The organism is Mesorhizobium sp. M1B.F.Ca.ET.045.04.1.1, from assembly GCF_003952465.1.
GTDB lineage: Bacteria > Pseudomonadota > Alphaproteobacteria > Rhizobiales > Rhizobiaceae > Mesorhizobium > Mesorhizobium shonense.
In genome coordinates this window covers 5828253-5847951 of sequence record NZ_CP034448.1, presented here as the reverse complement: position 1 = coordinate 5847951, position 19699 = coordinate 5828253, and the positions used below count along the sequence as shown (strand labels likewise).

At 64.0% G+C, this 19699-nt stretch carries 20 protein-coding genes; 10 read left to right on the top strand and 10 right to left on the bottom strand.

Translation table 11 applies throughout. The features are described from left to right. The first annotated feature begins 130 nt into the window (after positions 1–130). Positions 131–2038, top strand: a complete 1908-nt coding sequence (locus EJ071_RS29010) for an EAL domain-containing protein (protein ID WP_245460008.1) — start codon at positions 131–133, stop codon at positions 2036–2038. A gap of 39 nt (positions 2039–2077) precedes the next feature. Here EJ071_RS29010 and EJ071_RS29005 read toward each other — a convergent pair whose 3' ends face one another. The 5 genes from EJ071_RS29005 to EJ071_RS28985 all read right to left on the bottom strand — a co-directional run bounded on the left by EJ071_RS29005 (position 2078) and on the right by EJ071_RS28985 (position 6788). Next, positions 2078–2770 (bottom strand): substrate-binding domain-containing protein, encoded by a 693-nt coding sequence (locus EJ071_RS29005; protein ID WP_126100918.1) that lies wholly within the window; start codon positions 2768–2770, stop codon positions 2078–2080. Between the two features lie 43 nt (positions 2771–2813). After that, positions 2814–3806: an adenosine deaminase gene (gene add / locus EJ071_RS29000; protein ID WP_126100917.1), complete on the bottom strand. Its 993-nt coding sequence runs from the start codon at positions 3804–3806 to the stop codon at positions 2814–2816. 192 nt (positions 3807–3998) lie between these two features. Continuing rightward, complete coding sequence (locus EJ071_RS28995; protein WP_126100916.1) at positions 3999–4814, bottom strand: oxidoreductase; 816 nt, start codon at positions 4812–4814, stop codon at positions 3999–4001. 59 nt (positions 4815–4873) lie between these two features. Further along, positions 4874–6172 (bottom strand): beta-ketoacyl-ACP synthase II, encoded by a 1299-nt coding sequence (gene fabF, locus EJ071_RS28990; protein WP_126100915.1) that lies wholly within the window; start codon positions 6170–6172, stop codon positions 4874–4876. 40 nt (positions 6173–6212) lie between these two features. Next, complete coding sequence (locus EJ071_RS28985; RefSeq protein WP_126100914.1) at positions 6213–6788, bottom strand: TetR/AcrR family transcriptional regulator; 576 nt, start codon at positions 6786–6788, stop codon at positions 6213–6215. A gap of 211 nt (positions 6789–6999) precedes the next feature. Here EJ071_RS28985 and EJ071_RS28980 point away from each other — a divergent pair, with 211 nt between their 5' ends. The 4 genes from EJ071_RS28980 (at position 7000) to EJ071_RS28965 (ending at position 12445) form a co-directional block, all read left to right on the top strand. Then, positions 7000–7362 (top strand): hypothetical protein, encoded by a 363-nt coding sequence (locus EJ071_RS28980; protein WP_126100913.1) that lies wholly within the window; start codon positions 7000–7002, stop codon positions 7360–7362. Between the two features lie 95 nt (positions 7363–7457). After that, positions 7458–8585, top strand: coding sequence for an efflux RND transporter periplasmic adaptor subunit (locus EJ071_RS28975; RefSeq protein WP_126100912.1), 1128 nt, complete (start codon positions 7458–7460; stop codon positions 8583–8585). Positions 8586–8587: 2 nt separating this feature from the next. After that, positions 8588–11698, top strand: a complete 3111-nt coding sequence (locus EJ071_RS28970; RefSeq protein ID WP_126100911.1) for an efflux RND transporter permease subunit — start codon at positions 8588–8590, stop codon at positions 11696–11698. A 237-nt stretch (positions 11699–11935) separates the two neighbouring features. Then, a complete protein-coding gene (locus tag EJ071_RS28965; RefSeq protein WP_348628116.1) occupies positions 11936–12445 on the top strand; it encodes a TetR/AcrR family transcriptional regulator in 510 nt (169 codons plus the stop codon). A gap of 25 nt (positions 12446–12470) precedes the next feature. Here EJ071_RS28965 and EJ071_RS28960 read toward each other — a convergent pair whose 3' ends face one another. Continuing rightward, a complete protein-coding gene (locus EJ071_RS28960; RefSeq protein ID WP_126100909.1) occupies positions 12471–13364 on the bottom strand; it encodes a LysR family transcriptional regulator in 894 nt (297 codons plus the stop codon). Between the two features lie 26 nt (positions 13365–13390). After that, positions 13391–13585 (bottom strand): hypothetical protein, encoded by a 195-nt coding sequence (locus tag EJ071_RS38765; RefSeq protein WP_189521263.1) that lies wholly within the window; start codon positions 13583–13585, stop codon positions 13391–13393. Here EJ071_RS38765 and EJ071_RS28955 point away from each other — a divergent pair. The 3 genes from EJ071_RS28955 (at position 13584) to EJ071_RS28945 (ending at position 15747) form a co-directional block, all read left to right on the top strand. Further along, positions 13584–13979 carry a cupin domain-containing protein gene (locus EJ071_RS28955; RefSeq protein ID WP_126100908.1) on the top strand — a complete coding sequence of 132 codons (396 nt, stop codon included), beginning with the start codon at positions 13584–13586 and terminating at the stop codon, positions 13977–13979. The genes EJ071_RS38765 and EJ071_RS28955 overlap by 2 nt on opposite strands. A gap of 27 nt (positions 13980–14006) precedes the next feature. Then, positions 14007–15023, top strand: a complete 1017-nt coding sequence (locus EJ071_RS28950; protein ID WP_126100907.1) for a zinc-dependent alcohol dehydrogenase family protein — start codon at positions 14007–14009, stop codon at positions 15021–15023. A 175-nt stretch (positions 15024–15198) separates the two neighbouring features. Next, entirely contained in the window at positions 15199–15747 is a 549-nt protein-coding gene (locus EJ071_RS28945) for a cupin (protein ID WP_126100906.1), read from the top strand. Positions 15748–15791: 44 nt separating this feature from the next. Here EJ071_RS28945 and EJ071_RS28940 read toward each other — a convergent pair whose 3' ends face one another. Further along, positions 15792–16151, bottom strand: a complete 360-nt coding sequence (locus EJ071_RS28940; RefSeq protein ID WP_126100905.1) for a hypothetical protein — start codon at positions 16149–16151, stop codon at positions 15792–15794. Between the two features lie 153 nt (positions 16152–16304). Between EJ071_RS28940 and EJ071_RS38760 the strand changes: the two genes are divergently transcribed. Together EJ071_RS38760 and EJ071_RS28935 are read left to right on the top strand one after the other, a co-directional pair. Continuing rightward, entirely contained in the window at positions 16305–16589 is a 285-nt protein-coding gene (locus tag EJ071_RS38760) for a hypothetical protein (protein ID WP_189521262.1), read from the top strand. After that, on the top strand, positions 16537–18042 hold the full coding sequence (locus EJ071_RS28935) for a winged helix-turn-helix domain-containing protein (protein WP_189521260.1): 1506 nt from the start codon (positions 16537–16539) through the stop codon (positions 18040–18042). The genes EJ071_RS38760 and EJ071_RS28935 overlap by 53 nt, the downstream gene beginning before the upstream one ends. Positions 18043–18061: 19 nt before the next feature. On the opposite strand, the gene EJ071_RS28930 is transcribed toward EJ071_RS28935, so the two are convergent. Continuing rightward, entirely contained in the window at positions 18062–18571 is a 510-nt protein-coding gene (locus tag EJ071_RS28930) for a DNA-3-methyladenine glycosylase (RefSeq protein WP_348628115.1), read from the bottom strand. A 41-nt stretch (positions 18572–18612) separates the two neighbouring features. Next, entirely contained in the window at positions 18613–19599 is a 987-nt protein-coding gene (locus EJ071_RS28925) for an NAD-dependent epimerase/dehydratase family protein (RefSeq protein ID WP_126100903.1), read from the bottom strand. Positions 19600–19699: the final 100 nt, after the last annotated feature.

The window sequence follows — 19699 nt, the reverse complement described above, 5'->3', positions numbered from 1 at the left end:
TTTCATTCCGCTTCATTAGCCATTTGGCATTATGAGACATTCCAAGCAGCCTGGCCCGGGTTCCACGCCCAATGGGCAAAGCCAATCCGTGGAAGCCGGGATCCTGCGGGATCAGTTCGCTGATCTGAGGATGGGGCTTTTTATCTCGATGCCCATCGGCACGGTGCTCTCGGCCCTGATCCTGGCCGTTCAGCTGCTCTCCGGTGCCGGCCTTGTGGCGGTGCTGTGGTTTGCGGCGGTCAGTGTCATAAATGGCGCGCGCATAGGACTTGCCATCGCCCAATCGGACATTCCCGCCCAGCCGGACATTCCCGATAGTCGGCCAAAGCCGGTCGCCGCCCGACTTTCTCTTTACGGGCTGTTGGCTCTGGCGTCCGGCATCGCGTGGTCTTTCCTGGCTGTGCTGTCGGATGGATACACCACGCCCCAGGCGCCGCTTTATCTGATCGTTCTTGCGGGCCTGTCGGCCGGTTCGGTCACCTACAGCGCGTCATACGCACCGGCTTCGCTCAACTTCATGACGCTGCCGCTTCTGCTCGCCGCCGGATGCGTGTTGGTGAAGGGCAATGTCGAAAATTACGTCCTTGGCTTCACCATCCTGCTGTTTCTCGCAGGAATGATCAGAAGCTCACTTCTCGGTCAGGCCCGCTTCCGGGAGACGAGCCGTCTCAAATACGAGGCGAGGGAGTTCGCTGCCCGAATGGAACGGAACTCCAGGCGCGATCCGCTGACGAACTTGCTCAACAGGTACGGGCTCGAGCAGGCAATCTCCCGGCTCGGGCATTCAGGAGGCCCGTTCGTGGCCATGCTGATCGACCTGGATGGCTTCAAATCCGTCAACGACACCTATGGTCACAATATCGGGGACGACCTGCTGGTCAGGGTCGCGCGCAGGATAGAGAACCATGCTCCGCCGGGGGCAACGATCGCGCGCATCGGTGGAGACGAGTTCGTGCTGCTCTTTCCCGCCAGCGGGTCCCCGCATTCGACCGACGGACTTGCATCCTTGATCATCGCGGCCATCGCGGATCCGAACCCGGCGCTGAATTCGGTGCGCGTCGGCGCCTCGATCGGTATCTACGTGTCGGAGAAACCGCAATTGACGGAGATGCTGCTGCGCGCGGATTTCGCGCTTTATGCGGCCAAGCGCAGCGGCAGGAACGAATACTGCCTCTTCGATGCCGAACTCGACCATGGGCTCGAACGCAAGCACTGCATCGAGCGCGATCTGCTCGGAGCCGTCGAAGCAGGCGGTCTTTGCTCATGGTTCCAGCCCATCGTGCGGCTGGACACGCATGCGGTCGTCGGCTTCGAAGCGCTGCTGCGGTGGCAACACCCGGTCCACGGGGCCATTCCCCCGCCTGAGATCGTCACGGCGGCGCGTGAAACCGGTCTGCTGTCCTTGCTGACGGAGACGGTATTTCTCAATTGCTGCTCGATGATCGAAGAGCTCGCAAGGACGGGGCGCCAGGATGTGCGCGTCGCGATGAATCTGTCGCCACGCGAACTCGAGGCAGGCAATGTCGACGACATGATATTGGGTGGTCTGGAGACAAAGAATGTTCCCGCGGCCATGCTCGAGATCGAGATCACGGAAGAGGCGCCCGTGGATCGCGACCGGGTCGACGAAAAGCTGGAGCGCCTGGCGGACGCGGGCATATCGATCGTGCTGGATGATTTCGGCACCGGCTTTTCGACCCTGGTTTCGCTGAAAGACAGCCGTATCCGCAAGATCAAGATCGACAAGGACTTCGTTCGCAATCTGGCCAAGTCCGTCGAAGATCAGGCTCTCGTCAAAGCCGTCATCGATCTCGGGCGAACGCTGGGAATAGAAGTGATGGCGGAAGGGGTCGAAACGGATGCCGATCGCCTGATCCTGCGCTCGCTCGATTGCACGATCGCGCAGGGTTTTCTCTTCTCGGCAGCGCTTCCCATGCACGATGCGCTTGCCTTCGAACCGAGGCATTTCGACAATTCGGCCAAAGCCTCCTTCGATCCCGCAGGGCTCCCGTCGCGCCGAACCGGCAGCGCTGCCTGAGCGATCTCCGCGATAGATCGCTGCATATCAAGCATGCCCTTAGCGGCGCTCGATGCCCGTTGCCGCCAAGCTGCTATCGACGTCAGCCGACATCAGAAACTCCGACAGTTGCTTGGCAGCTTCCGTGTCCCTTGGATCGGCGCTGATGCCAATGGCGAAGTCGATGTAACTTTGGAGTTCCGCCGGAAACCGACCGACAAGCATGACGTCGGGAGCGGCGGCGAGAATCGAAGTCACGGGAACGACCCCCAACTCGGCTTCCCCGCGGGCTACAGCCTGCGCTGTCTGCCCTCCTGATATGCCCACCAGCCTGGGCTTGACCTCACCCGCTATTCCCAGCCGCTCCAGCAAATCGCAGAAGTAGCCGCCGCTGGATCCGTCAGCGGCGTAGGCGATGGATCTGGCGCTCTTCAATGCGTGTTCGAACGCTTTCACGGATCCTATGTCGAGCGGTCGACTGCCTGCCTTGGCTGCCACGCCCATCGATATTCGGCCAAACGCAACCTGGCTCCCTGGCTTGACCCTTCCCAAGGCGGTCAGATCCTGAACCATGTGCTGATTGATGATGACGAGGTCAAAAGCCTCCCCGGCCTCAATCTGCTTCTTTACTGTCGGATTGAGCTCGAACTTGACCGCAACCGTGTATGCAGTCGCTGCTTCAAACCGAGGTATGAGGGCAAGGACGGCGGGTCGGACCGCAACAGCGCCAAAGATTCGGATTTCCTGATCCATGGCCTAACCTCAAATCGGTCGAAACGACTTTCCTTATATTGCCTCAGACTTGCCATGCAGCAAGCTCCTCCATCACGCGCGCTTTCACCGAAGGTTCGGCGTAGCTCGCCTCTATCGAGGTGGCGGCAAGCTGCCGGATGATTTCACCGTCCCAGGCGAAGGCCGCTGCGCATTGCGCATAGGAATTCTCGAGCGTGGTGCCGAGCAGCTCTGGGTCGTCAGTATTGATGGATACCGGAACGCCGGGTTTGCGCAGCCGATCGATCGGATGTTCGGCTAGCGACGGGTAGACACCAAGCGCCAGGTTAGAGACGGGACAGATGCCCAACGGGATCTGCCTCTCGGCAAGCAGGCTCACCAACTCAGGGTCCTCGATCGCACGGACGCCATGATCGATCCGATCGGCCCCAAGCAATTCAAGCGCGTCGCGCACACCTTCCGGTCCGCTCGATTCGCCAGCGTGCACGGTTCGCCGCAAGCCTGCCACGGCGGCTCGACGGAATGCATCCGCGAAGCGTGGCCCGGTGCGGCCGGCGGCAGCTTCATTTCCGTCGATCGACAGGGCGACGACGCGCGGGTGTCTGATCTCAGTGAGCAACCCCACGAGCTCGATCGCTTCCGCCTCCGATTGCGTGCGAAGCAGGCTGATGCAGAGCCCGGCCGGTGGAAATCCATCTTTCTCGGCTGCGGCGAAACCTTCGTCGAACGCCTCGATCATACCGGGGATGTTCCTGCGCCAGTGTCGCCAGTGGGTCGGGTTGACGATGACGTCGGCGTAGCGGACGCCGCTTTTCGCCAGGCGCTGGGAGAGTCTGTAGGCGGTATGCGCCAGTTGGTCGGGCGTGCGAAAGGTGCCGCAGATCCAGTCGAGCATCTCGAGGAAGCTCTTCAGGTCATGCGCCTCGAACAGGCTTTCGCGTGGCCGGCGCAGCGGAATGCCGGCCGTCTCGCAGTTGCCGACGACCTCGTCGGCCTCGATGCAGCCTTCGACATGGATGTGCACTTCGGCCTTCGGCAATGCGATGAAATCGACCATGATGTCTCCTCCCGGCTGACGCCAGCAAAGCACAGGCTGGGCAGCCTGGGTTTCAAGAAATAGTTGAAACAAATTGCTCTACGCGCCTGGAAGGCAGAGAAGCTAGAGGGTGATCCGAGCCGGCAGGGCAGGGCTCGAAGGCCGGTTCTCGCCAGATGCTGCCACCGGCGAAAGCTGCCGGCGGCTCGGATGTCAGACCGGCAGCCCAAGCTGCTTTCGCAGGCTCTTGTCGAATGCTGACGCGGGGACGAAACGGCGCAGGACACTGACCTGGCGCGCCATTTTTCCCGCCGCATAGCGCCGCTTCGGGGTGGGATCGGTCGCGGCCGCCAAAACGGTGTTGGCCACCACTTCGGGCGCATCGCCTTTTTCCATCGCCTTCCGCACGGCTACGTTCATGCCGGCGCGCGCCGCGTCATAGATATCGAGCAACCGGTCCGGCCTGGCGAGATTGTCTTCGAACGAGGTGCGGGTATAGGCAGGCTCGACCAATGCGACGCGAATTCCGAACGGCCGCAGTTCGTGGTCAAGCGATTCGGAATAGCCTTCAACGGCATGTTTGGTCGACGAATAGAGTGCGAAATAAGGAGCTGGGATGAACCCCTGGACCGAGCTCAAGTTCACGATTCTGCCCGTTCCTTGACGTCGCATTGTCGGCAGCACCTCGTTGGTCATTCGGATGACGCCGAAGACATTCACGTCGAACAGCGCCTGGGCCTGTGCAGTCGAGGATTCCTCGGCGCCGCCGAGCAGGCCCATGCCGGCATTGTTGACGAGCAGGTCGATGCGCCCGGCATCGGCCAGCACCTCCTCGACCAGTTTCGCCACGGACGCGTCATCGGTCACGTCGCAGGTCAGCATGGTGATGCCGTCGGATTTCTTGGAGACCGCGCGACGGCCGGTTCCGAACACGCGAAAGCCCGCCTTCTGCAGGGCCTTGGCCGTTGCATGGCCGATTCCGGAGGATGCCCCTGTGACGATGGCGACGCCGGGACTGCTCTTGTTCATGGAGATCACTTTCCTTGGTTTGGTTGGATTGGAGAAGCAGGAAGTCCGGAGCGAAAGCGTCAGCCGGGAGCGGCTCGACCGTTCGCGCCTTGTCCATCCCAGCGCCGAAACAGCGCGCTGGCGTTGACGCCTCCGAAGCCGAAACCGTTGGCGATCGCGTAATCCATCTCCATCGGCCGGGCCCGGTTGGCCACGAAATCTATCCCGTCGCCCGCCGGATCGGGGGCGCTCAGATTGAGGGTCGGCGGCGCCACCTGGTCCCTGAGCGCCAGGATCGTGAAGATCGCGCCAAGCCCGCCGGCTGCCCCGAGCAGGTGCCCTGTCGCCGACTTGGTTCCGCTGACGGCGATCGAGAAATCCGCGCCGAAGACGCTCTTGATCGCTTCGATTTCGCCCAGGTCGCCGACCGGCGTCGAGGTGGCGTGCGCGTTGAGGTGGCGGACCGCTCGCGGTGAAATGCCGGCCTGGGCGATCGCGATCTCCATGGCGCGACGCGCGCCGTCGCCGTCCTCGGGGCCGGAAGTGACGTGATGCGCATCCGCCGTCGTTCCGTAGCCGACGACCTCGGCCAGCGGTTTCGCGCCGCGCGCCAGCGCATGGCTCAATTCCTCGATGACCAGGATGCCGGCGCCTTCGCCCATGACGAAACCGTCCCGCGACATGTCGAACGGACGAGAGGCCTGGTCGGGACGGTGATTGAAGGAGGTCGAAAGCGAGCGCGCCGCTGCAAAGCCGCCAAGGCTGACGACATTCATGCAGGCTTCCGTGCCGCCGCACACGGCAATGTCGGCTTCATCGGCGCGGATGATACGGGCCGCATCGCCGATCGCCTGGATGCCGGCTGCGCATGCCGTCACTGGCGCGCCGAGGTGGCCTTTGAAGCCGTAGCGGATCGAAATGTGGCCCGCCGCCATGTTGACCAGGAAAGACGGCACCGTGAACGGCGAAAGACGCCGCACGCCGCGCTGGTCGACTGTCCGCACCGCCTCGGTTATGGCGGGGAAGCCTCCGACACCTGAAGCGATGATCGTCGCGGTGCGGATCCGATCCTTTTCCGAGACCGGCTTCCATCGCGCCTGGGCAAGCGCCTCTTCCGCCGCGGCCAGCGCGAAGAGGATGAAGCGGTCGATTCTGCGCTGATCCTTCGGCGCCACGAAGGCATTCGCATCGAGGCCGGCTTCGGGATCTTCCTCCAGCGAGGGAACCACGCCGCCGATCTTCGCGGGCAAATCTCGCACCATTTCGTCCGCGAGCCTGCGGATGCCGGAGCGGCCGGCCAGGAGGCGCGACCACGATGTTTCGACATCCGCGGCAAGGGGCGTAACCGCGCCCATGCCTGTAACGACTATCCGTCGCATCTATTCTCCTATCAATCTCGATCGCCAGCCCCCGCGCCGTTCAAGCGGTGACGGCGTCGCGAACCTGTTCGGTCGCCGAATCCAGAAAGGCCTGAGCGAGGTGAGGGTCGTTGACGACGCGCGATATCATCAGCGCACCGACCATCGTCGAGAGAATGGCCATGGCCTTGCTATTGGGCTCGCCATCGGTCGCGGCAATCATGCGGCCGATGATTTCGAGATGCTCCCTGATGCCGGCCTCGAACGACGCTTTCACGTCTGTCCCCTGCCTGGCGGCATCCGAGCCGAGCGCAGCGACCGGGCAGCCGTCCATCCTTTCCTCGCGATGGTCCATACTGAGGTAGAATGCGGCCACCGCCCCAAGGGGATCGCCAGGATTGGCTGTGGTCGCGGCTGCCCAGCGGTCGGCAGCGCTGTCCATCGCCCGCTTGGATGCCTGTGCGGCCAGGTCCTCCTTCGACGCGAACTGCTTGTAGAAGGCGCCTTGGGTCAGCCCGGCGCCCTTCATCAGATCCTTGAGGCCGATGCCGTCGAAACCGTGCTCCCGAAAAAGCCGGCTGGCCACGTCGATTACGGTTTGCCGGTTCTGCTCAGCCTGAATGCGGCTCACGCGCATGGTCGATCTCCTTACTTAGATTGCGTACTAAATCTATATCTGAATTAGAGACCGAACGCAATCTATCAAGAGGGGGATGCGAAACAGGTGGCTAGCCGCGTGATCGGTGTGGTGGTTTGCCGCGGGGTGAATGTGTCTCTCTTTTTTAGATTGCGTTTGAAATCTAAATGGTATAGAGTTCGATCACAATCTAACAAGAGGAGATACGACGATGACCCGCAGAACCCTGAGAGCTTCGCTTCTGGCCGCGCTGTTCATGGCGACGCCGGCCCTTGCCGAGGAAGCCACCATCGGACGCCCCATTGAAGCCGGCAGCTTGCACAACGGACGCCTCGACATGGTGGTCTATTACGTCCCGATCGACAGCGGTCTCCTGGAGGTGACCGCCACCTTCGCGCCGAAGGGCGGCGGCGATCCTCAGCGCGTCGTCATGGGCCTCGCCGACCGCGACTCCGTGGCCTTCTCCATGCCGGGCTACCGGGGCTCGCTCTACGCGTTCTCGAGGTCCGGCGAGAAGGTGACGGTCTCGACTGAGACGAACATGCATCCGCGCGCCGACGCACAACCGGACTGACCAGTCCGACTGATCGCAGTCTGCCGCTGCCGGCCGACGCGCAGGACCACAGCGTAGAATGTGAACGCAATCCATTTCGATATGAGGCGATGGGCATGAAAAAGAGATCGGTTATTATGCTGGGTGCGATCCTGATCGCGGGGGCGGGGGCGATCGCGGTGTCAGGGGCGACGGCATTCGCCACATTTGCCAATCCCGCGCAGGATGCTTCCGCCGCGAGCGACCCGAGGCAGGAGCCGCCCGTCGTCAGGCTGGCGACGGCAGCGCTGGTGAGCGGTTCCGAACGCAGCTTCACCGGCATCATAGGGGCGAGGGTGGAGAGCAATCTCGGCTTCCGCGTCCCCGGCAAGATCGTCGAACGGCTCGTCAATGTCGGCCAGCAGGTAAAAGCCGGTCAGCCGCTGATGCGGATCGACGACACCGACCTTCGCCTGGCGCTCACGGCAAAGCACAATGCCGTCGTTGCCGCGCGTGCGATCGTCGTTCAGACGGAACCGGATGAACGGCGATATGCCAATCTGCTGAAAGATGGATGGGTTCCCCGGCAGCGCTACGAGCAGGCAAAGGCCGCGCTGGATACCGCCACGGCCCAGCTCGCCGCCGCCGAGGCGGATGCGAAGGTCGCGGAGAATGAGGCGGCCTACGCGGTCCTGCTGGCGGACGCCGATGGAACGGTGGTCGACACGCTTGGCGAGCCGGGCCAGGTCGTCTCCGCCGGCCAGACTGTGGTCCGGGTCGCCCAGGCAGGTCCCCGCGAAGCGGTGGTCGCGCTTCCCGAAACGATCCGGCCGGCGATCGGCTCGGTGGCCGACGCCAGCGTATATGGCGGTGATGAGCAGCGCCATGCGGCGCATCTGCGACAATTGTCCAACTCCGCCGATGCCCAGACCCGCACCTATGAGGCCCGCTATGTGCTTGATGGTGAGGCCGCGGCAGCGCCGCTTGGCGCGACGGTAACCATTCGGCTGGCAGCACAGGCGAGCGAGCCGGAAGTCCAGGTGCCGCTGGGAGCAGTGCTCGACGACGGCAAGAAGACCGGCGTTTGGGTCTTGGACAACGCCACATCGACCGTGCACTTTCAACCCGTCAAGCTTGTTCGTGTGACCGGCGAATCCGCCGTGATCTCCGGATTGAGCTCCAGCGATCGGTTTGTTTCGCTCGGCGCTCATCTCCTGCAGGAGGGCGCTCGCGTCAGGACTGCGTCCGAAAGCGGGAGCAACTGACCATGAGCCTCAATCTTTCCGCGATCGCCGTTCGCGAACGCGCCGTCACCCTGTTCTTCATCCTCCTGCTGGTGGCCGCCGGCGCCTACGCCTTCCTTATGCTCGGCCGAGCGGAGGACCCCAACTTCACCATCAAGACCCTGACGGTCACGACGGCGTGGCCGGGCGCGACGGCGCGCGAAATGCAGGACCTCGTCGCCGAACCATTGGAGAAGCGGCTTCAGGAGCTGACCTGGTACGACCGGGTGGAGACGACCACGCGGCCGGGCTATGCGTATATGACGGTCACGCTGAAGGACAGCACGCCGCCGTCCGCCGTGCAGGAAGAGTTCTACCAGGCCCGCAAGAAGCTCGGGGATGAAGCCCGCAACCTGCCGTCCGGCGTCTACGGCCCCTTCGTCAACGACGAATATTCGGACGTCAGCTTCGCCCTCTACGCGCTGAAGGCCAAAGGCATGCCGATGCGCGAGCTGGCCAGGCAGGCCGAGGCGATCCGCCAGGACCTCCTGCATGTGCCGGGCGTCAAGAAGATCAACATTCTCGGTGAACGTCCCGAACAGATCTTCGTCGAGTTCTCCTACGCCAAGCTGGCGACGCTCGGCGTGTCGGCACGGGATATCGTCGGCGCCTTGCAGCGGCAGAACACCGTCACGCCGGCGGGCTCGATCGACACTGAGGGGCCGCAGGTCTTCATCAGGGTCAATGGCGCTTATGACAGTGTCCAGGCGATCGCCGACACGCCGATCGTCGCCGCGGGGCGGACGCTGAAGCTTTCCGACATCGCCGAGGTCCGCCGCGGCTATGAAGACCCTCCCACCTACCTCATCCGCCGCCAGGGCGAGCCCACCATCATGCTCGCGGCGGTTATGCAGGAGGGCTGGGATGGTCGCGCGCTCGGCAAGGCGCTGGAGGACAGGACGGCGGCCATCGTACGGACATTGCCGCTCGGGATGACGCTCGACAAGGTGTCCGACCAGGCCGTCAACATTACCTCGGCGGTTGACGAGTTCATGATGAAGTTCGCGATGGCGCTCGGCGTCGTGCTGCTGATCAGCCTGCTCAGCATGGGCTGGCGCGTCGGCATCGTCGTGGCGGCCGCCGTCCCCCTGACGCTCGCCGCCGTGTTCCTCATCATGCTGGAGACCGGCCGTTTCTTCGACCGCATCACGCTCGGCGCCCTCATCCTGGCGCTCGGTCTTCTCGTGGACGACGCCATCATCGCCATCGAGGTGATGGTGGTGAAGATGGAAGAGGGCATGGACCGCATCAGGGCGGCCGCCTATGCGTGGAGCCATACCGCGGCGCCTATGCTGTCGGGAACGCTGGTGACGATCGCGGGCTTCCTGCCGGTGGGCTTCGCTCGCTCGACGGCTGGCGAATATGCCGGCAATATCTTCTGGGTCGTGGGGTTTGCGCTCATCGTCTCCTGGATCGTCGCCGTGGTCTTCACGCCCTATCTCGGCGTCAAGATGCTGCCCGCGATCAAGCCGATCGAGGGCGGTCACCACGCGATCTACGACACGCCGAACTATCGGCGCCTGCGGCGGCTCATCACCTTTGCGGTGCGCCACAAGTTCGTGACCTCCGGTATCGTCGCCATCGCCTTCGCGCTTTCCGTTGTCGGCATGGGCGGCGTCAAGCAGCAGTTCTTCCCGACCTCCGACCGCCCGGAAGTGCTCGTCGAGGTTCGCCTGCCGGAAGGCACCAGCATCGAGACGACGACCGCCACGGTCGAGAAGCTCGAGCGCTGGCTGGATGGCCAGCCCGAGGCCAAGATCGTCACGAGCTATGTCGGCCAGGGCGCCCCGCGCTTCTTCTTCGCGATGGCGCCTGAACTGCCCGATCCCGCCTTTGCCAAGATCGTTGTGCTGACCCCGAACGCCGAGGCGCGCGAGGCGCTGAAGCACCGGCTCCGGGAGGCGGTGGCGCAAGGGCTCGCGCCGCAAGCCAACCTCCGGGTCACGCAGCTCGTGTTCGGTCCCTACACGCCGTTCCCGGTCGAATTCCGGATCATGGGACCTGATCCCGCGCAGCTCTACAGCATCTCCGAGAAGGCCCTCGACATCATGCGGGGCGTCCCGGACGTGCGGCAGGCCAACCGCGACTGGGGCAATCGCACGCCCGTGCTTCGCTTCGTTCCGGACCAGGATCGGCTGAACCTCATCGGCCTGTCGCCGGCCGAGGCGGCCCAGCAATTGCAATTTCTGCTTACCGGCATCCCGGTCACGCAGGTCCGCGAGGACATCCGCAACGTCCCCATCGTGGCCCGCAGCGCCGGCGGCGAGCGGCTGGATCCATCGCGTCTGGCGGACTTCTCGCTGATGAGCCGGGACGGCCGGCAGATTCCGCTCGACCAGATCGGCCATTCCGAAATCCGTCTGGAGGAGCCGATCCTGAAACGCCGCGACCGCACGCCGGTCATCACGATCCGCTCCGACATCAACGAAGCGACCCAGCCTCCGGAGGTCTCCAAGCAGATCATGAAAGCTCTTCAGCCGCTGATCGCATCCCTTCCGGCCGGTTATCGCATCGAAATGGGCGGATCGATCGAGGAGGCTGAGAAGGCCAATACCGCGTTGGGCAAGATCTTCCCGGCCATGATCGCCGCCATGCTGATCGTCATCATGCTGCAGGTGCGATCCTTCTCGACCATGTTCATGGTAGTGCTGACGGCGCCACTTGGCCTCGTCGGCGTCGTGCCGATGCTGCTTGCCTTCAACCAGCCCTTTGGCTTCAACGCCATTCTGGGCCTGATAGGACTGGCCGGTATCCTGATGCGCAACACGCTGATCCTGACCGAGCAGATCAAGGAAAACCAAGCCGCCGGCCTGGATGACTATCACGCCGTCATCGAGGCCACGGTGCAGCGTGCGAGGCCGGTGATCCTGACCGCGCTTGCCGCGGTGCTGGCCTTCATACCCCTCACGCACTCCGTCTTCTGGGGATCGATGGCCTTTACGCTGATCGGCGGCACGGCGGTCGGCACGGTGCTGATCCTGCTCTTCCTTCCCGCGCTCTATATCGCGTGGTTCCGGATCAAGCCGACGGCGGATGAGACCCCTGAGGATTTGACGCATGAACCGGAACTGAGGCTGGCGATGGCCGCGGAATAGGGCTCGGTTGCCGCAGGACAAGGGTCAAGTTTCCGCCCGCAGGATTTGTCCTGCGGGCGGGACGATCTTCCCGTTACAGATGATCGTCGGCACGGGCCCGGTACGTCCGATTGATCAGTTCCGGAGACATGGATGAACCACCCGATCGGAATGCGAACGGATCTCGACGAGGTGCGCGCGCGCATTCTGGAGGTGGCGGAGGAGCAGTTTCGCCGCATCGGCCATCATAAGACGTCGATGGCCGACATCGCCTCCGACCTCGGTATGAGCCGGGCAAACGTCTACCGTTTCTTTCCCTCCAGGGATGCGATCAACGGGTTCATCTGCAAGCGGATGCTGAACGAGGCTGCCGACATCGCGTTTGCGATCGCCCGCACGAACGCCACGGCCCCCGAGAAACTCATTCGGCTTTTCATCGCAGTCCACCACCATGGCAAGGCGACACTGATCGAGCAGAAGCACATGCATGACATGATTGTCGCCGTCATGCAGGAGAACTGGTCGATCGTAAAAACGCACATCGACCGGATGGTGACGATTTTCGAGGCGATCATTCGCGAGGGCATCGAGGCGGGCGAACTCGAGGTCAAGGACCCGGCAGAGGCGGCGCGTGCCGTCAAGACCGCGTTCATGCCGTTCTTCCATCCGCTTCTGATCGAGCACTGTGTTCAACACGGCGAAGACACCGAGGCGAGCCTGCGCGAGCAGATTCGCTTCATCCTGAAAGCTCTCGGCAAGCCGGATTGAGGCGTATCGCGCAAACGTGCCCACCTCAACTCCGATGCCGCAGCGCCTCAACGATCACCACCATTGCCGCCGAGAGTTGCCGCCGGCTCGGATAGTAGAGGTGATAGCCCGGGAAGGGCAGGCTCCAGTCGTCGAGCACGAGCCTCAGCCGCCCCTCCGCGATGTGGTGGCTGACGAGGTTTTCCGGGACGTAGCACATGCCGTAACCGCTCAGCGCCGCGTCGACCATGGGGATGGTCGTGTTGAAGGTCAGCTGGCCTTCCACACGGACTCGCAGCTCGCGGCCCTTCTTCTCGAATTCCCAGGCATAGAGCCCGCCGAACGTCGCCTGCCGCAGGCAGATGCAGTCATGCCCGACCAGATCCTGCGGCGTCCGGGGGGCAGGGCGACGGGAAAAGTATTCCGGCGAGGCCACCGCCACCAACCGCCAGTCCGGGCCGATCCGCACCGCGATCATGTCCCTGTCGACGCTTTCGCCGAGCCGCACGCCGGCGTCGAAGCGTTCCTCCACGATGTTGCGCATGCCGTTGTCGCTGTAGAGCTCGATGCTGAGGTCGGGATAATTGCGAAGCACCGGCTCGAGCTTCGGCCAGACCGTCGTCTGCAGCGCGTGGTCGGACAGCGTGATGCGGACCGTGCCCGAGGGCTTGTCGCGGAAGGCGACCAGGCCCGCAAGGTCGGCCTCGATCTCCTCGAAGCGCGGCGCGAGCGACTGGTAGAGCCGCTCGCCGGCTTCGGTCGGCGCCACGCTGCGCGTCGTGCGCGTGAGCAGGCGAACGCCGAGCCGCGCCTCCAGCTCCTTGATGGTGTGGCTGAGCGTCGACTGCGAGGTGCCGAGCTCCGCCGCCGCCTTGGTGAAGCTGCGCTCCCGGGCGACCGCCACGAACCACAGCAGATCCTTCATGTCCCCGCGCTGCATTAGGTCCTCCCTGAGCCATATTCATATCACAGGTCGATAAGTCCATGCGGATTATATCGTCTAATCGAACGGCGTCCGCTGCAATATCTTCCCCCGCAAATCGGCGCGGCCAGCTCGCGTCCGGGCTCGGCCGCTTCGACGAGGGCGAGCAGGCCCTGCGCATACCCGGCGAGTTCCCGCTTCACATCGAACGCATTTGACGACGCCAAGGAGATCACCATGGACATTCTTCGTGCAGGCTCTCGGCCTTCCGGCAGGGGACCCGCGGACTGGTTCACCGGCACGGTCCGGATCGATCCGCTCTTCAACCCCTTCGACGCCGCGCGGGTCCAGGGCGCGCAGGTGACTTTCGAGCCGGGCGCCCGGACAGCCTGGCACACGCATCCCCTCGGGCAGACGCTGATCGTCGTCTCCGGCCTCGGCCGCGTCCAACGCGAAGGCGGTCCGGTCGAGGAGATCAGGCCCGGCGACGTCATCTGGTTCGCGCCTGGCGAAAAGCATTGGCATGGTGCCTCGCCCAACACCGCGATGATTCACATCGCCGTCCAGGAGCCCATGGACGGCGAGGCCGTGGCCTGGCTGGAACATGTCACCGACGCCGAATACGGCGTCTGATTTTCTCCCGAACGAAAGGAAGCAAAAATGCTCGCAACTGTTCTTCACAAGCCGGGCGACATCCGCTGCGAGGAAGTCGCCGACCCGAAAATCGTGCGCCCTACGGACGCTATCATCAAGCTGTCGGCGAGCTGCATCTGCGGCTCGGACCTGTGGCCCTATCGCGGGCTGCAGCCGGTCGATGCCCCGCAGCACATGGGACATGAATATTGCGGCATCGTCGTCGAGGTCGGCAGTGAGGTGCGCACGATCCGCCGCGGCCAGTTCGTCGTCGGCTCCTTCTGCCTCTCCGACAACACCTGCCCACATTGCCGCTTCGGCTTCCAGTCCTCCTGCGAGCAGCGCGAGTTCATGAGCGGCGCGCAGGCGCCTTACGCCCGCGTACCGCTGGCGGACGGGACGCTGGTCGCCACCTCCGAGGTTCCGCCCGCCGAGCTGGTGCCTGACCTTTTGGCCGTCTCAGACGTGCTCGGCACCGGCTGGTATGCGGCCGACGCGGCCGAGGTCCGCGAGGGATCGACGGTGGTCGTCGTCGGCGACGGCGCGGTCGGCCTGATGGGCGTCCTGGCGGCCAAGGAGATGGGCGCGGAGCGCATCATCGCGATGAGCCGGCACGAGAGCCGCCAGAAACTCGCCCGCGAATTCGGCGCGACCGACATCATCGCCGAACGCGGCGAGGAAGGTATCTCGCGCATCAAGGAGCTGACCAAAGGCGTCGGCGCGGACTCGGTTCTGGAATGCGTCGGCACGGCCGAATCCTTCGACCAGGCGCTGGCCTGCTCGCGACCCGGCGGCACGATCGGCTATGTCGGTGTGCCGCATGGCGTGAGCTTCGACGGCCAGCGCCTGTTCTTTGGCCAGAAGCGTATGCTCGGCGGCCCGGCGCCGGTGCGCCGCTTCCTGCCAGACCTGATGGACCGCGTGCTTCAGGGCAAGATCAAGCCCGGCAAGGTGTTCGACCTCAAGCTGCCGCTGGCCGAGGTTTCCGAAGGCTACCGCGCCATGGACGAGCGCCGCGCGATCAAGGTGATGCTTGAGGTCTAGGCGTTGGAGCACCAATCTCCCCCCTTGCGGGGGAGATGTCGCAGTTCCGCCGCAAGGCGCGATCGCCGGGAACAAAGCGCGCCGCCGCTGGTTGAGAACGGTCGGCAATCGAGCGGCGGGTCTATCTGCGGGCGTCGGTTGCCTTGAGCGGGAAAAGCGGCGGAAAGGTCACGGCATGCCAGGAGCGGCGAAACTTGCTGAGCTTGTCGAGAAGCGCGAACCGCTCACCTTCCGCTTCAACGATGACGGCCTTGTGCCTAACCATCCACGCTGGCCGATGATCGTCTATCGCGGGGCTGTGACGCTGCCGGACGATGTCGATCCGGCGGGCGTCTTCGAGGATCTCTTCAGCACGAACGGCTGGGGCGACGGCTGGCGCAACGGCATCTACGATTACGTCCATTACCATTCGCGCATCCACGAGGTGCTGGGCATCGCGCGCGGCACGGCCGAGGTGCGCTTCGGCGGCGAGAAGGGCAAGGTGCTGACCGTCAAGGCCGGCGACGTGGCGATCCTCCCGGCCGGCACCGGCCACCACCGCCTGTCCTCGTCATCCGATCTTCTGGTCGTCGGCGCCTATCCGCCCTTCGGCACCTATGACCTGTGCACGCGCGCCGAACAGCACGAAGAGGCGCTGCGAACGATTCCCAAGGTCGGCCGTCCGGAGAAGGACCCGGTCTATGGCAGCGAAGGCCCGCTGCTTGCAGCGTGGAAGGATGGCTGAAGGCCTCGCTCCCGCTTGGGTTGGAAGGAGGCGGGCTGCGACGTCTATGGATACTTCGCCTTCTTCGGTGCATAGATCGCCGGGTCGAAATCCAGCTCCTTCGGCAGGGGCTGGCTCGAGCATTGCAGATGCATCTGGCGGGCGAGAAGCCTTCGCTGCTGCTGCTCATGCTCCTTCACCGCCGCCACCATCCCCATGCTGTAGGGCCCGAGCAGCACGCCAAAACCCCAGCCTGGGTGGTCCTTTTCGCGTTGGGCATAGTCCGTGACAGCAGAGCGGGCTTGCTGGCATGCCGGCGACGCCCACTTCGGGTCCTGCTGCGAAAGCTTCGCTTCGTAGTCGACCGGTGAGGACACACATCCAGCCAGCGCCGCGCTCAACGCGACGACCATTGCGAATCTCATCCTTAAGCCTTTCCTAAAGCAAGGTGGGAGTACACAGGAACCCTCCTTCCCACAAGCCGACGAGGCGAAATGCGGATTTCAGCAGAATTTCAGAACTCCGTCAGTACGGTGCGGGCAATCTAAGGCATGCTGCTCCGATAGAAGGAGGCAGCCATGTTCGACGATCAAGCCCGCACCCTTGCACGCCAGGAACTCTTCGAGATCGTCGCCGGCGGAATGGTCAACCCCGGCTATGCGCCGCCCGGCGCGCTGATCGAAATGCTCGAGATCACGGCGATGGGCCTGGCCGCCGACCGCGCCACCGGTCCAATGGATATCTTGACCCCGGCGCGGAATGGTAGCCGAATGGGTGACTGGATATTGCGCAAGGGCAGGTCGCTGTTCCATGGCGGAATCCGCTTCGCAGGGGGTCTTACAACTCGGCGACTGCCAGCTTGATCTGGAGCGCGGCCTGCTGCTGCGGGACGGGGCGGCGGTGCCGCTGCGCTCAAAGGCGTTCAGCCTGCTTTCATATCTGGCCCGAAACGACGGCAAGGTCGTCACTAAGTCGGACCTGATCTCCGCGGTCTGGGGAAACATAGCCGTCACCGAGGATTCCCTCACCCAGGCGGTGCGGGACATAAGGAAGGCGCTCGACGACGGCGATCAGGCGATCCTGAAGGCCGTCCCCAAGCGTGGCTATGTGCTCTCGTCTCCCTGCCACAAGCCGTCGCCGGCATCGCAGCCGGTCGTCGCGGTCGTGCCGTTCGAGGATGGCCGCGCGACCGGCGAGACGTCTGATCCGGTGATCGGCGCCTTCGCGGGCGACGTGGCGGACAGGCTTGCCCGCTTCCACACGGTGACGGTCCTGAACCGGGAAACGGCGCTCGCCGCCTTCCGCCAGGCTCAAGGATATGGTCCACCGCTCGCCGTGCGGCCGGACTATTTCGTGCAAGGCTCCGTTATTCGCAGCGGCGACCAGCTGAAGATCAGCGCCAAGCTGGTCGACGCGCAAGCCGGAGCGCTGGTCTGGGGCGAGAGCTACACGGCGGCCGGGCCGGACCTGTTCGCGGTTCAGGACGAGATTGCCTATCGTGTCGTGAACCGGCTGGTTTCAAACCTGGAGGCGGCGGCGTTGCGGCGAAGCGCCGGCAAGCCGACACGGGACCTTGCGGCCTATGAACTGGTGACGCGCGCGATCGTGCGCTTCCGCGGCTATCGTGCCGACGACAACAGCGAAGCGTTGAACCTGCTCAAGGCAGCGATTTCACGCGACCCGGACTATGGGCTCGCCCAAGCCTATATGGCGCTGGTGGAACTCGCGGTTGCCGACTACGGAAGCGCGCCGGAGGATGTCATCGCAAGCTGCACCGAGCGTGCCTCGCTTGCCGTGGCGCTGGCGCCGGACGAGCCCCGCTGCCATCGCATCCTGTCACAGGCGCGGCTTGCCGCGCGCGACCATAGGGCGGCCGAGCATCACATGCGGCGCGCGCTCGACATCAACCCCTACGACGCCGACACGATGATGCAGATGGGTCACGTGCTGTCGTTGCGTGGACGGCCGCTCGACGGGCTGGAGCTGATGAACAGGGCGGTCGCCGCAAATCCTCTTCACGCCGAATGGTACCATTGCGATCGAGCCCTCGCGCTCTACGCCGCCCGCGACTATGGCAACGCCGCAACAGCGATGCAGCGCCTGCCTTACGGGCCTCGACGGTGGTCGCTGCTTGCGGCTGCGCTGGCGCGCTCGGGCGACAGGGCCGGAGCGCGTGACTGCGTCATGCTTATCCGCAAATCGGACCCAGGCTTCTCGCCGGTAAGCCACTTGCGCACGAGTATCGAATTCGAGAGACCGGAAGACACCGAGCATCTCGTCAAAGGCTTCGAAATCGCCGCCGCGATGGCTGAATGAGAGATGTCGCGGAACCGGCTCAAAACCTGCGGCTGAGATATTGCGACCCACCGAGGCCGAACCGCCATTCCTCTTCCACGCCCCTGGAAATCCCGATCCTGCGTCCGCTGAGGATCGCGGCTGGATTGGTTTCGGTACGCGCAAATTCGAAGGGCGGCGCGATCATCGACAGCCCGTTATGCGAGCCATCGATGCCGAGCGCCTGGCAGAGCTTGCCCGGACCGGAGCAGAGCAGCCAGTCATCGTCGGTTCCCCGCCTGCCGCGCATCGCCGCGATGCCGGATTGCGGCTGAATCGCGCGGATCAGCACCGCGCTGCCCGGAAGGCACACGGCATTCAGGCACCAGTGCAGGCCGTAGGACCGGTAGACATAGGCGGTGCCGGGCGAGCCATACATCGCCGCGTTGCGCGGCGTTCGGCCGCGAAAACTGTGCGAGGCTGGATCGTTGGCCAGATAGGCCTCGGTCTCGACGACGATGCCGCCGACGCCGTTGAGCCCAAGCCGCACGCCGATCAGCTCGCGCGCCACGGCGATGGCGTCGCGGGCGAAGAAATCGTGCAGCAGAACAGTCAGCTGTCCTGCCCCGGAAAGCCGGCATCCGGGACGGCAACCTTCCGGGCGGCGATCAGCGCCCGGACGGACTCCTGGATTGCCTCGAGGCTCGTATAGCGAGGCTTGTAGCCAAGGCGCTGGCGGCTTTTCTCGATCGAGTGGCATGAGCTGCGGATGACGTGCCCGCGGGAGCCGACGGCATCCTCACCTTCCAGATCGCGGATCCATTCGTCGAAGGGCTTGAACGCGATCCGCGGCTCCTTGCCGAACCAGCGATAGACGGTTTCGGCATAACCCCGCAGAGTGACCGCTTGCTCGGAAACCGTGTTGAATGCCTCGCCGATCGAGGCCGCGCGGTTCTCGATCGCGCGGATGATCCACTGGGCGACATCGTCGGCGTGAACATGGTGCACCGTCTCGAGCCCCAGATTGGGCAGAACCAGCTCATCGCCACGGGCGATCGACGAAAAGACAGCCGGATTCGCGTTGCCGATCGGGTTGATCGGGTTCCATCCCTCTCCGACGATATGGCCGGGCCGGAAGCAGGTCGCCGGAAAGCCGGTCAGGCGTGCCTGCCGCAACAGCCAGGCTTCGATCGCGGCCTTGTTCGTCCCGTAGGTGTCGATGGGGTTTGGGGGATCCGCCTCGGTCGACGGGACCGTGAAGAAACGGCCGTACACCCAGATCGAACTGCAGAACAGATAATGCTCGACCTTGTCGCGCAGCGCCTCGACCAATTGCTGGGCGCTGGGCAGATCGAACGAAATCATGTCAATCACGATCTCCGGACGCAGCTCCGCGATCTTGGTGCCGAACCGCCCCGTCTTCTCTTCGGCGGCGCGATCGATGGCGACGTTCTCGATTGCGCTCCAGGCAAAATGGGGGCGATAGGGCACCGCCGTGCCGCGGCTCACATTCACGACCTCATGCCCGATTTCGACGAGCCGAGGCACCAAATAGCTCCCGACGTGACCACTGCCTCCAATGACGACGATGCGTGCCATGGCCTGCTCCTTGTTACTCCGCAATTCCGGACGGAAAACCGCTACACGCTTTTCCTGGAATTGCTCCTCGCTGCTCGCACGATTTGCTGAAATTCGAACG